The organism is Aurantimonas sp. C2-5-R2 (assembly GCF_036549495.1).
Classification (GTDB): domain Bacteria; phylum Pseudomonadota; class Alphaproteobacteria; order Rhizobiales; family Rhizobiaceae; genus Aurantimonas; species Aurantimonas coralicida_A.
Genome location: NZ_JAZHLJ010000029.1, coordinates 35,918 through 48,614 on the forward strand (window position 1 = coordinate 35,918; position 12,697 = coordinate 48,614).

11 protein-coding genes are annotated in these 12,697 nt (G+C 64.6%); 7 read left to right on the forward strand and 4 right to left on the reverse strand.

Going from position 1 to position 12,697, the window contains the following annotated elements:
• Window positions 1–46 precede the first annotated feature (46 nt).
• Window positions 47–1,123 (reverse strand): recombinase RecA, encoded by a 1,077-nt coding sequence (gene recA / locus VQ044_RS13740; protein WP_327625337.1) that lies wholly within the window; start codon window positions 1,121–1,123, stop codon window positions 47–49.
• Window positions 1,124–1,287: 164 nt separating this feature from the next.
• Here recA and VQ044_RS13745 point away from each other — a divergent pair, with 164 nt between their 5' ends.
• Together VQ044_RS13745 and VQ044_RS13750 are read left to right on the forward strand one after the other, a co-directional pair.
• Window positions 1,288–2,256 carry a carbohydrate kinase family protein gene (locus tag VQ044_RS13745; RefSeq protein WP_327647758.1) on the forward strand — a complete coding sequence of 323 codons (969 nt, stop codon included), beginning with the start codon at window positions 1,288–1,290 and terminating at the stop codon, window positions 2,254–2,256.
• On the forward strand, window positions 2,256–3,176 hold the full coding sequence (locus tag VQ044_RS13750; protein ID WP_327647760.1) for a pseudouridine-5'-phosphate glycosidase: 921 nt from the start codon (window positions 2,256–2,258) through the stop codon (window positions 3,174–3,176). The genes VQ044_RS13745 and VQ044_RS13750 overlap by 1 nt, the downstream gene beginning before the upstream one ends.
• A gap of 25 nt (window positions 3,177–3,201) precedes the next feature.
• Here VQ044_RS13750 and cckA read toward each other — a convergent pair whose 3' ends face one another.
• Window positions 3,202–5,745 carry a cell cycle histidine kinase CckA gene (gene cckA / locus VQ044_RS13755; RefSeq protein WP_442872920.1) on the reverse strand — a complete coding sequence of 848 codons (2,544 nt, stop codon included), beginning with the start codon at window positions 5,743–5,745 and terminating at the stop codon, window positions 3,202–3,204.
• Between the two features lie 244 nt (window positions 5,746–5,989).
• Between cckA and VQ044_RS13760 the strand changes: the two genes are divergently transcribed.
• Window positions 5,990–7,573 (forward strand): hypothetical protein, encoded by a 1,584-nt coding sequence (locus tag VQ044_RS13760; RefSeq protein ID WP_327647762.1) that lies wholly within the window; start codon window positions 5,990–5,992, stop codon window positions 7,571–7,573.
• Window positions 7,574–7,892: 319 nt separating this feature from the next.
• Here the strand turns inward: VQ044_RS13760 and dksA are convergent, their stop codons facing one another.
• On the reverse strand, window positions 7,893–8,309 hold the full coding sequence (dksA, locus tag VQ044_RS13765; RefSeq protein ID WP_327647763.1) for an RNA polymerase-binding protein DksA: 417 nt from the start codon (window positions 8,307–8,309) through the stop codon (window positions 7,893–7,895).
• Between the two features lie 60 nt (window positions 8,310–8,369).
• A complete protein-coding gene (locus VQ044_RS13770; RefSeq protein WP_327647764.1) occupies window positions 8,370–8,606 on the reverse strand; it encodes a hypothetical protein in 237 nt (78 codons plus the stop codon).
• Here VQ044_RS13770 and VQ044_RS13775 point away from each other — a divergent pair.
• The 4 genes from VQ044_RS13775 to VQ044_RS13790 all read left to right on the forward strand — a co-directional run bounded on the left by VQ044_RS13775 (window position 8,605) and on the right by VQ044_RS13790 (window position 12,392).
• A complete protein-coding gene (locus VQ044_RS13775; protein WP_327625346.1) occupies window positions 8,605–9,132 on the forward strand; it encodes a SixA phosphatase family protein in 528 nt (175 codons plus the stop codon). The two genes, VQ044_RS13770 and VQ044_RS13775, sit on opposite strands and share 2 nt — an antisense overlap.
• An 81-nt stretch (window positions 9,133–9,213) precedes the next feature.
• Window positions 9,214–10,665 carry a YcjX family protein gene (locus VQ044_RS13780; RefSeq protein WP_327625347.1) on the forward strand — a complete coding sequence of 484 codons (1,452 nt, stop codon included), beginning with the start codon at window positions 9,214–9,216 and terminating at the stop codon, window positions 10,663–10,665.
• Window positions 10,662–11,774 carry a YcjF family protein gene (locus VQ044_RS13785; protein ID WP_327647765.1) on the forward strand — a complete coding sequence of 371 codons (1,113 nt, stop codon included), beginning with the start codon at window positions 10,662–10,664 and terminating at the stop codon, window positions 11,772–11,774. The genes VQ044_RS13780 and VQ044_RS13785 overlap by 4 nt, the downstream gene beginning before the upstream one ends.
• 84 nt (window positions 11,775–11,858) lie before the next feature.
• Complete coding sequence (locus VQ044_RS13790) at window positions 11,859–12,392, forward strand: hypothetical protein (RefSeq protein ID WP_442872918.1); 534 nt, start codon at window positions 11,859–11,861, stop codon at window positions 12,390–12,392.
• Window positions 12,393–12,697: the final 305 nt, after the last annotated feature.

Genomic DNA, 12,697 nt, shown 5'->3' on the forward strand with positions numbered 1-12,697 from the left:
TCGCCGGCGCGCATCTCAGCGACGGCCGCGACCGGAGCCCGGCGGTTCAGCCCTCGTCGGCACTGTCCTCGCCGCCGGGATCGACGAGCAGTTGCTCGGCAATCAGGCCGGCGTTCTGGCGGATCAGGGCCTCGATCTCATTGGCGACACTGGGATTGTCGCGCAGGAAATTCTTCGAATTCTCGCGCCCTTGCCCCAGTCTCTGACTGTTGTAGGAGAACCAGGCGCCGGATTTTTCGACAATCCCGGATTTGACGCCGAGATCGATGAGTTCTCCGGTCTTCGACACGCCCTCGCCATACATGATGTCGAATTCAACCTGCTTGAACGGCGGCGCCAGCTTGTTCTTGACGACCTTGACCTTGGTCTGGTTGCCGACGACCTCGTCGCGGTCCTTGATCGCGCCGATACGGCGAATGTCCAGACGAACCGAGGCATAGAACTTCAAGGCGTTGCCGCCCGTGGTCGTCTCCGGCGAACCGAACATTACGCCGATCTTCATGCGGATCTGGTTGATGAAAACGACCATGCATTTAGAGCGGGAGATCGAACCGGTCAGCTTACGCAGCGCTTGGCTCATCAGTCGCGCCTGCATGCCCGGCAGGGAATCGCCCATCTCGCCCTCGATTTCCGCCCGCGGCGTCAACGCCGCGACCGAATCGATGACCAGCACGTCGATCGCGCCCGAGCGAACCAGGGTGTCGGTTATCTCCAAGGCCTGCTCGCCGGTATCGGGCTGCGAGATCAGCAGATTCTCCAAATCCACGCCGAGCTTCCTGGCATAGACCGGGTCCAGCGCGTGTTCGGCGTCGACGAAGGCGCAGATCCCGCCCTTCTTCTGGGCCTCGGCGATCGTATGCAGGGCGAGCGTCGTCTTGCCCGAACTTTCCGGCCCGTAGATCTCGATGACCCGGCCTTTCGGCAGCCCGCCGACACCGAGCGCGATGTCGAGTCCGAGCGAGCCCGTCGACACGGTTTCGATCTCGACGATCTTCTCGTTCGCGCCGAGCCGCATGATCGAGCCCTTGCCGAACGCCCGCTCGATCTGCGAAAGCGCGGCATCGAGAGCCTTGTTCTTGTCCAACGAATTTTCCTCGACGAGACGGAGTGTGTTCTGTGCCATGGAGACGGGACCTTATTCCACGCGTTGGACGGGGGTGCAATGATGCGGCCTGAACCAAACGTGTACGCTATTTGTTCTCATTGGGCAAGCCCATATTCCTGGTTTGTTCCGGTTTATCGTCGCAAGCCGAATCGCAGTCCGCTCTCACTGTCTGTTAAAGTTTTATGAAGAAGTCCGGAATTTCATCTCATTCCCTCTCCGTCTTCGTTGTCGGTGCGGCCCATATCGACCGGCGCGCCAAGGCCGATGCGCCGTATCGTCCCGCCGCGTCGAACCCCGGCCGCTTCTTCGACATGCCGGGCGGTGCCGCGTTCAACGCCGCCTTGACGCTGGACGCGCTCGGTTGCGCGGTGGTGCTGCAAAGCGCCAGGGGCGGCGATTCCGACGGCTACCGAATTGCCCAGGCAATCGCCGCTCGCAAGTTCACCGATGTCTCCATCACCTGGATCGACCGGGCGACACCAACCTATACGGCCATATTGGACGACCGGAGCGAGCTTGTTGCCGGCGTCGCGGACATGGGCCTTTACGATCTCCTGGTTCCGCGCGTGTTCACGCGGCGGCATGTCAGGGCAGCGATAGATGAGGTCGACGCATTGCTGGTCGACGCGAACCTGCCGAGCGGATCGATCGACGCGCTGGCGAAGGCCGCCGGCGGGCGTCCCATCGCGGCGATAGGTGTCTCGCCCGCCAAAGTTCGCCGCCTGCACGGGGCAATTCGCTCGCTTTCGGCGCTGTTTCTTTCGCATGCCGAGGCGGCAAGCCTGGTCGAGGCCAGTTCTGGCACGAGCCCCAGGCTCCTCGCCGAACTCCTGATCGAACTCGGTGCACGGCGCGCCGTCATTACCGATGGACCGAGGCAAGTCGTGGTGATTGACGGCGAGACGATCGCCTTCCAGGAGCCCCCCGTCGTGATTCCAAGGGACGTCACCGGCGCCGGGGACACGCTGGCCGCAGCCGCGCTCGTCGGCCTTTGCGAGGGGCGTGAATGGATCGATTGCGTCCGCGCGGGCCTGGTAGCGTCATCGATCCGGATTTCTGTCGATCCGTTTCCGCCACGCGATTTCCCTCGACTGATCCAGGAGGGCGCCGCGGCTCTGCCAGATCCTCATTTACCGGAAAGGTCGCTGTGATGTCCGTGACGCTCCCGTTCAGGTCCTCTGCCGAGGTCACTGATGCGATTCGCAGCCGACGGCCAGTGGTGGCGCTGGAATCGACCATCATCACCCACGGCATGCCCTATCCACAGAACCGCGACATGGCCCGCAATGTCGAGGCGATCATACGCAAGCAAGGCGCCGTCCCAGCGACCATCGCGGTTCTGGATGGGCACTTGGTTGTCGGACTCGACGACCAGGAACTGGACGCACTCGCGACGACCCGGGATGCGATGAAGCTGTCGCGGGCCGACCTTGCCTATGCCGTCGCCACGGGGCGAACCGGCGCGACCACGGTCGCTGCGACGATGATCGCCGCCGATCTCGCCGGGATCGGCGTCTTCGCCACCGGCGGTATCGGCGGCGTTCATCGCGGCGCCGATACGAGCTTCGACATTTCCGCCGATCTGGAGGAGCTTGCGAGAACGCCGGTTATCGTGGTTTGCGCCGGGGCGAAGGCGATTCTCGATCTCAATAAAACCCTGGAAGTCTTGGAGACAAAAGGCGTTCCGGTCATCAGCTACGGCACCGATGAGTTACCTGCCTTCTGGTCGCGCGAATCCGGCCTGCCCGCCCCCCTTCGGCTCGATACGGCGGACGAGATCGCCGCCTTTCAGAGAGCGCGGAGCTCTCTTTCGATCGGCGGGGGTATGCTGGTCGCCAATCCGGTGCCGAAGGATCAGGCGTTGCCGCGCGGAATGGTCGAGGGCTGGATCGAACAGGCCCTCAGCGACGCGAAAGTCCAAGGGATCAGCGGCAAGGCCGTCACGCCGTTCCTGCTCGATCGCATGTATCATTTGAGCGAGGGGCGCTCGCTCGCCGCCAACATCGCGCTGGTCGAGGCCAACGCGCGGCTGGCCGGACGCATCGCCGTCGCCATGGCCAAGACCGCGTGAGCTGGGAAGCGGCAGCGGTTCGAGCCTATTCGTCAATCATGGTTTTGACGGCGACGGCCAGTTCGCGCAGCGAGAACGGCTTGGCGAGGAAGCCGAACTTTTCGCCCTCCGGCAAGTTCTTGGCGAACGCGTCCTCGGCGTAGCCCGACACGAAGATAAATTTCAGATCCGGTCGCTTCTTGCGCATCTCGCGGAGCAGCGATGGCCCGTCCATTTCCGGCATGACCACGTCGGAGACCACGAGCTCGATCTGACCGTCCAGTTCTTCCATCACTTCCAGCGCCTCGATGCCGGAGGCGGCTTCGTGGACGTCGTAGCCGCGCATCTTGAGAGCGCGGACATTGCCGGCCCGCACGTGATCCTCGTCCTCGACGAGCAGGATCGACGCCGTTCCCGAAAGGTCGAGCTTGGCGTTTGAGGAGGCGATCGCACTCGCCGCGATTTTCGCCGCCGCGACCTGATCTGGGATGTGCCGTGGCAGGAAGATTCGAAAGACCGTGCCCTCGCCGGCCTTGGAGTCGACGAAGATGAAGCCGCTCGACTGTTTGACGATGCCATAGACCATCGACAGGCCAAGGCCAGTGCCCTTGCCGATCTCCTTGGTGGTGAAGAACGGCTCGAAAATGCGTTCGGCGAGGTCCGATGGAATCCCGGTTCCGGTGTCCGCGACCTCGACCAGGACATACTCGCCTTCGGTCAGTTCCGCATATGCAAAGCCGCGGGCTTCGGCGGCCTCGACATTGCGAGTGGAGATAGTGATCGTTCCGCCGTCGGGCATCGCGTCGCGGGCATTTTGAACCAGATTGGTGATCACCTGCTCGAATTGGCCGATATCGGCCATCACCGGCCACAGGTCACGGGCGTGATGACGCTCCAGCTTGGCGTGATCGCCGCTGACACGCTTCAGGAGCAGGTGCATGTCGGCGACGACGTCGGTGAGGTTGAGCATCTTCGGCCGCATCGTCTGCCGGCGCGAATAGGCCAGCAACTGGCGCACCAGCGAGGCAGCGCGGTTGGCGCTCTGCTTGATCAGCAAAAGGTCCTGGAACGAGGGATCTCCGGTGCGATGGTTGAGCAGGAGAAAGTCCACAGACGCGGTGATGATCGTCAGCACGTTGTTGAAGTCGTGGGCGATACCGCCGGCCAGATTGCCGATCGCCTGCATCTTCTGGCTTTTGGCGAATTGCTCCTCCAGCGCCCTTTGCTCGGTGATCTCGACACCGTAGAGAATCGCCGCTTCGTGAGTGTCCGGTCCGGCCTTCGGAATCGCGCTGATATAAAGCCGGACAGAGCGCGGCCTCTCGCCCAGAATTTCGGCATCGACAGGCGCGATTCCAGCTTGCCCGCGAACCGCGGCAGCGAGCGCCTGTCGCAGACCATCGCGATCGCTTTCGCGGATGCTACCGACGATCTCGGCGGTGCCGCCGGATGCATCCAGACCGAAGACCTGCCGGAAGGCCGCGTTGGAACGGATCGCGCGCCCGTCCTCGTCCAGCGCCGCGATCGCCATGGGGGACGAATTGAAGAAGCGGGTGAAACGCGCCTCGGCCAGTTCCGCCGTATCCGCCGCTTCGCTCTTCGCGCTGCGGCTGAGAACGAGCGTTCGCACGATCCCCGGCGCCGCGGCGTCGTCTGCCACCGGCTTGCGCAGGAGCCGCACCGGAAGGCTTTGCCCGTCGCGGGTGATGAGATCGAGATCGACGATGCTGGTTCCGTCCGCGTCATCGTCGCTGGCATTGGGCGCCAGCAACGCGCCTGACGCTTCCGGCACGAAATCGAGAAGGGAAAGCTCGCCGGGCTTGAACTCTACCAGATCGACGCCCAGCCATCCGGCCAGCGTGGCGTTGAGATAGGCGATCTTCAGATCCGCGTCCGTCGCCACGAAACCCGCGGGCGCCCTGTCGAGATAGTCGATCGCGTGCTGGAGATCCTGGAAGGAACTTTCCTGCGACTGGCGGTCGGCGGTGATATCGAGAATCTGCCAGGCTTGCAGCGTTCCACGCGAGGTCGCGAGCGGGCGCACCGAGGCCCGATACCAATGCGGCGTGCCGTTGCCAGCCGCCATCGCTGCGAGGCTGCGCGGCAGACGAAACTCGCGCTGGCCGGAACGATTTTCACGCGCCAGATTGGCGAGGAAATAGATCGCCTCGGAGGCCTCCGGTTCACGCGCCAACAGCCGTTCCAGCGTTTTCACGCCAGCGGCCGTCGTCGCGCCGGTCGTTTCGCCATAGGCACTGTTGGCGTAGATGATTCGCCCTTTGCGATCGACGATCAACGTCCCGTTGCGCGCGGTATCGAGAAAGTCCTTGGCAATCGCGCCTTCGCCGATTCGGTCGGTGAATTGCACGAAGCCGAGTGCGGTGGCGAAGATCGCGGCGATTCCAGCCACGGCGAGGCCACCGAAGATCACCAGCAGCGCGATTGCGCCATAGGCGTGGCCAAACAGCGCCAGCGATGCCGCCAGGACGGTCAACAAGCCACCCAGAACGAGCAGGCGCCGCACACCCGATGCGGCCGCAGCCCGGTCGATCAAAGGCTTCTCGGCCGCGCCCATCGCCGCTCCATCCATGTCGATTCGCCCCTGCTTGCCGCAACTATGAATCAAAAGCGAATCCGAGGCGAGTGATCGCGTCCAAGCTTTATTCAACCAAGACCACGAAAAATGCCCATGCTGACTTCGCGCACCGTTGTCCACGCATTATGAACAGCCAAGCTGACGTTGCACTTGCCCCGGACCGAAAGATCGGTCAACCGGGTTGGGCGACGGAAGGAAACTTCGCTGGTCTCCGGCGCCGCAGGAGGAAATCGCGCCCATGCCCCAATGGATCGTCGACCTAGTAGGCGAAAGTCTCGCGTCAATCGTCTGGGTGGCGATCGTGGCGACCGCCGTGTGCCTGTTGGCAATACTGATGATCGTGCTCGCCAAAAAAGCCTTCGGCAGCCGAATCGGCATCGGCTTCAAGGGGAGCGCTCCGCGACTGGCGGTCATGGATGTCGCCCGAATCGACGAGAAACGCCGCCTCGTCTTGGTGCGACGCGACGAGGTCGAACATCTCGTGCTCGTCGGTGGGCAGAACGACGTTCTCATCGAGGGCAGCATTCTGCGCGTTCGAGCCACGACTGGCGCCCGTCGGGACGAACCACGCGGCGATTTCCCGGAATTCGAAGACGATATGTCGCCGGAACCCGCATCCGCTCAAGGTGTCGCACCGATCCCCGTTCCGATTCCTGCCCCGGAAGCGAAACCGCTGGCTCCACGCCCTGAACCACGCCACCAGGAAGCGGTCGCATCGCGGACCCCATCCGAGAACAAGTCCCGTCCCGCGCCGATGACGGCGCCCTTGCCGGTGCCTCCGGCCCCGACGGTCCCGCCAGCTCCAATGGCGGCCGGCACCGAACAGGCCAAGGCGCCCGCATACAGTGCGGCCCCCATCCCGGAAATAGATACCGATTGCTCGCCCGCATCCGCGCGGAGCCTTCCTCCACGTTCCATCGCGACGCCGACGCTCAACCTGCGGCAGAGCCGGTCGACGACGGATGCCGGGAACGTCTCGTCGGAGTCTCCCGCCTCCAAATCGGACGCGGCGCTCCCCGCCTCGCCTGCCTCCGGCCGACGTGAGCCGTCGCTGGCAGTGCCGGATGTGCAACGCGATCCGATGGCCTCCAAGGCCGAGCAGCCCCGCGCCGATCTGCGCGCGCAAATGAATCGCGCCCAGTCCCCAACCCTCGAACGCGTGCAGGATGCGACCGCACCGGCCATTGCCGTCGATGCCGTCGATCGCCGGGACCCGCCGCGGCAGCCGCTGTCGGTCAGGAGCTTCGCCACGGCGATACAAAATCGCAAAGCGCCGCCGGAAATGCCGCAGCCAGCCCCTAAAGCAGCCGAGGCGACGATACCTCAAGATAACGCGAACACATCGCTTGCCGGTCCCGACCAGCGGGATCGGCAGCGTTCGGGGCCGCCTGCCGCCGGGGGGAGTTCCACGTCCTCAAGCCAGACAGAGGCCGCGCCGAAACGTCCGTCCGTTCCGGATGCCGAGCCGAGTCTCGAGGACTTCCTTTCGGCCGAGATGGATGCGGATTTTGGCAACGACGCCTTCTTCGCCGACAAGCCCGACGACGGCGATCCAGGTGCGGATGCGCCGCGCGGAGCGCCCCCAGTCGAGGCCTCCAGATCAGAGCCGGATCCCGCGACGGCGACCGAGGCACCGCGCGTTGTCGCACCAGCGCCGCCTGCCTCATCCACCGGAGGCGATACGCCTCCTCGCTCGGCAGTTCAGCCGGACACGCCGCCCCGCACCGCCGCGGCGCCAGTGCCTTTGACACTCGAAGAGGAAATGGAACGGTTGCTGGGCGACTTCAATTTCGGCGACGACAGCGATCGCAAGGCCAACTGAATCGGGCAATCCCCGGAAACTTATTCGTGTGCGTCTGACGCTGAAACCCTGAAGGCAAGGCGTGCCGCCGCACGATACCGAGGCCGGTCGCTGCTCTGACATCGACACATTTGGCAGGGTGTATGCGAGGATCTTGGAAGAGAGCGGTGGCTGGTAGCGGCTCATCCGCCGAAATGGCAGGTGCGGAAAACCAGTGATGGAGGGAGTTCAGTGGCTCTTCGATTCACGCCCCGTCACTCGGGACCAAACCAAATTTTCGCTGGCTGAGCCTATAGGCGCCAGCCGAAATCTTGGTGTGTAAGCGGCCCCGTCCGAGGAGCTACTCGTCCCGATAGACCTTCTCGCGGCGCTCGTGCCGCTCCTGCGCTTCCAGGGACATCGTCGCGATCGGGCGGGCGTCCAGCCGTTTCAGGCTGATCGGTTCACCCGTCTCTTCACAATAGCCGTAGGTGCCCTCGTCGATCCGCTCCAGCGCATCGTCGATCTTGGCGATCAACTTGCGATGGCGGTCGCGCGCCCGCAACTCGATGGCGCGGTCCGTTTCCGACGAGGCGCGATCGGCCGCGTCGGCGAGATTGCTGTTGTCATTGGCCAGGGCGGCAAGCGTCTCTCGCGACTCGCGCAGGATTTCCGCCTTCCAAGCCAGCAGCTTCTTGCGGAAATAATCCCTCTGGCCATCATTCATGAACTGCCCGTCCTCGGACAAGGTCGCCTCGATATTGAGTGTCTCGCTCATCACGCACCTCCGTTCACGCAATCGGGCTTATAACGACGCTTTCCGCAGCGAACAAGTTGTTCATAGACTACAACTTGAAAGTGAACGGGTTTCTAACATCCCGTTTTTCTTCGCTTTTCGAGGGGAATCATCGACCAGCGCCGTGACACGGCTATGACAGGCGAGATCCGTGCCGGCCCGTGCGTTCGCGGGTTTCGGCATGAAGAGCCGCGATGCCGCCTTTCCGGGTAAGCAGCGCGCGCGCTTGACCGTCACCGGATTGCCCGATGCCGTCGTTTCGGCATAGTCCATCGCCATGTCCGCCTTATCGCCCAGCCGCCGCCTCTACATCCTGCGCCACGCGCATTCATCGTGGGCCCTTCCCGGCCAGCGCGACCACCACCGTCCGCTGGATGCGCGAGGACGCAAGGAAGCCGACCGGCTCGCGGAGTTCATCGCAAGGAAAGGCTACCGCTTCGACGTGGTGGTGTGTTCGACGGCGAAGCGGGCGAGCGAGACCTATGACCGGATTCGCCCCAAACTTCCGACTGAAGGCCGCGAGGAAGCCTCGGACGCCCTCTATGCCATGGGAGTCGAGGCCTATTACGACGCCGCGCGGCGCCACGGCGATTGCGATGCGATCCTCCTCGTCGGGCACAATCCGGTGATCGAGGAATTCACCCTGTCGCTCATCGCGGATGGCGATCCCGCCGCCATCGAAGCCATTCGGATGGGCTTCCCCACCTGCGGCCTCGCTGTCGTGGAGTTTTCAGGGCCGCTGGACGCGATCGAACGGGGCACCGGCCGGCTGCGCGAATTCGTCGATCCCCATGATCTGCGTTAGACGAAGGAGGCGCACTTTCGACGCCCATCGTCACTGCCTATATCGCCGACAGCCCGTCTCCAGAGGATTTTCGCCCAGCCTATGACCTCTCTTGCCGACGAGGCCCGTCTCGTCCTCGATACCTTCGCCGATCGGACGACCGGCCTTTTCCACCCGACCGTGCGTCTCGGCGTCACCGGTCTGTCGCGGGCCGGCAAGACGGTCTTCATTACCGCGCTGGTCCACAACCTCCTGCATGGGGGCCGGCTGCCGCTGTTTGGAGCCCAGGCCGGGGGACGCATCCTGCGCAGCTATCTGGAGGAGCAGCCGGACGACGCGGTGCCGCGCTTCCAGTATGAGGACCATATCCGCACGATCCTCGAGGAGCGGGCCTGGCCGCAATCGACCCGGGCGATTTCCGAATTGCGGCTGACGATCGAGTATGAATCGGCGTCGGGTTGGGGACGGATGTTTTCCGGTGGCCGGCTATCGATCGATATCGTCGACTATCCGGGCGAATGGCTGCTCGACCTGCCGCTGCTGGACAAGGATTTCTCGACTTTCTCGACTGAAGCGATCGCGCGCGCCCGGCTGCCCTCGCGCCGCCCTCTCGCCAGCGACTATCTCGCGCTGCTCGAAACGGTGGATCTCGCAGCCCCGGCCGACGAGCCGACAGCCCAGGCCTTGCACGCCGCCTTCGCCAAATATCTGACAGCCTGCCGCGCCGACAGGACGGCCCTGTCGACTTTGCCGCCGGGGCGATTCCTGATGCCGGGCGACCTCGAAGGCTCCCCCGCCCTCACCTTCGCCCCGCTGCCGGTCGAGCCCGGCCACACCTATCCGAAGGGCTCGCTCGCGGCGCTGCTGGCGCGGCGCTACGAGGCCTACAAGACGGTGGTGGTAAAACCTTTTTTCCGCGAGCATTTCGCCCGGCTCGACCGCCAGATCCTGCTCGTCGACGTGATGCAGGCGATCAACGCCGGCCCCGAGGCCGTCCGCGATCTCGAAACCGCGCTCGCCGACATCCTCGCCTGCTTCCGTCCCGGCCGCTCAAGCTGGCTCGGATCGTTCCTGACAAGGCGGATCGATCGCATCCTCGTCGCCGCGACCAAGGCCGACCATCTCCACCGCGACAGCCATCGCAGGCTCGAATCCATCGTTCGCCGAATGCTCGACGACGCCATCGCTCGCGCGAAATTTTCCGGCGCCCGAACCGACGTTCTCGCCCTTGCCGCGATCCGGGCGACCCGCGAGGCGAGCGTCGATGACCGCGGCGACACGCTGCCCGTCATCGTCGGCACCCCCGCGGCCGGCGAGACGATTGGCGACGAAACCTTCGACGGCAAGACCGAGACCGCGATCTTTCCCGGCGATCTGCCTGCCGATCCCGCGCGGCTGTTCGTCGACAGCGACGGCGGCGCGGCGGACCCAATCCGGTTCGTGCGCTTCAAGCCGCCGAAGCTCGAACGCGACGCGGCCGGGATGACGCTCTCGCTGCCGCATATCCGGCTCGACCGGGCCCTCGAATTCCTGTTGGGAGATCGCCTGGCATGAGCGGCGACGAGAGCCCCCGTCCCGGCCGGCGTCCCGGCGCGTATCGGCTGGAAGAGGCGGGCATTCCCCGCTCCGACCAGGAGCAAAAGACCGCAACGCCGGGGCGGTCCCCGCGCGCCATCGAGGATCTGGCGCGGATCACCATCGAGCCTGACGACGCCATCGAGCGTGAGGCGATGTTGGAGCTTGAGATCGAGCAGACCGCACGGCGGCGCCACGGCTTCTCCTTCGGCAAATTGTTCCTCGGCGCCCTCGGGGTTCTCGTCTCGCTCGGTGTCGGCCTCGCCGTCGACGCCCTGATTCGGGATCTGTTCGCCCGGTCGCAGTGGCTCGGATGGGCGGCGCTCGTCGTTGCCATCCTGCTCGTCGTCGGCGCGCTTGGCGTGGCCCTGCGGGAAATCATCGGCCTGATGCGGCTTGCCGCCGTCGACCGGGAGCGCCAGGCCGCGCTCGCCGCCTACGAGGCCAATTCCTCCGCGGACGCGAAAACCGTCGTGCGAACGTTGACCACACTTCTCTCCGAACGGCCGAAGACCGCCCACGGCCGGGCGCGGATGGCCGAACTCGACGACGAGGTGATCGACGGCGCCGATCTCATCGCGCTGGCCGAACGCGAGCTGCTCGGGCCGCTCGACGCCGAGGCGCGCGCCCTCGTTCTCGTTTCGGCCAAGCGGGTGTCGGTAGTCACCGCCGTCAGTCCGAAGGCACTGGTCGACGTCGCCTATGTGCTGTTCGAGACCGTCAAGCTCATCCGCCGCATGTCGGAACTCTACGGCGCCCGGCCCGGCACGCTCGGCCTGGTGCGGCTGACCCGCGACGTGGTGGCGCATCTGGCCGTCACCGGGACGATCGCGATCGGCGACGGCGTCATGCAGCAACTGCTCGGCCACGGGGTCGCGGCAAAGCTGTCGGCACGGCTCGGTGAAGGCGTGGTCAATGGGCTTTTGACAGCTCGCGTGGGCCTTGCCGCGATGGATCTCTGCCGGCCCCTGCCCTTCCTGCGGGTTCGCCGGCCGTCGATCGGCGACGTCCTCGGCGATCTCACCGCAATCGGCGCGATTCGGCCGTCCCGGTCAGCCTCGGATGACACGTCACGCGACAAATCGTGAAGACCGCGGCAAGGCTTGATTAACCCTTCCGGGCGATAAAGGCAGCCTGTTCCAGCTACTACGTCTGCCAGGAAGGTTCGCCCCATGTCCCGCATGCTGACCGCCGGTCTCGCTTTCGCCGTCGCCGCCGGTTCGGCGCTGGCGACGCCTGCCCTTGCCGAACCTGACGAGGCGTTCTTCCGCCAGGTCGTCGGCCAGTGGTCGGGACCCGGCGAGATCGTTGCCGGCAAATACAAGGGCACCAAATTCGTCTGCGACTTCGCCGGCTCCCAGCATCCGAAGAAATTGGGCATGGAATTGGACGGCTCCTGCCGCGTCGGCGTGTTCTCGCAGCCGATGCGGGCCGAGGTGGTGCGTTCCGGCAAGGGCTATACCGGCGCCTTCCAGGACGGCGCCAAGGGCAAGGGCCTCGATATCGTCTCCGGCAATGTCGACGGCGACCGCATCGTCGTCGGCCTCGACCGCAAGCAGCTCAAGGGCGCCATGATCGCCCGCCTCGACGGAGCCGGCGCGATGGCGATCACCGTCTCGGTCCGCGTGGCGTCCGAACTGGTGCCGGTCATCGGCATGAATTTGAAGCGCACCGGCGGCACCCGTCAGAGCGCGCTGACGAAGTAGGAAAGCGGGCTGCCGGTAGACGCAGCGTGGACGAAAAGCTGAGGCCAAAGTGTCAGACCTATGAAACAGGACCTTTGAAACGATGTCTTCACTGCCTCTCGCGTTCCGTTTAGATGAACGGTAGCTCTGCAGAAAAGGCTGACGTTCGGAGTACACGCTCTGATCGGAAAATTTAGGCCTACAGAACTCCGGCGTTCAGGACACTGTTGATCTAAGCTCGACTTTGGCCATTCACGCCGGGTAGCACGCGGCGGCAGTGATGCGTTCAAAGAAGCTGCGAGGAATTTCGAGGGGGTCCCGGTGAT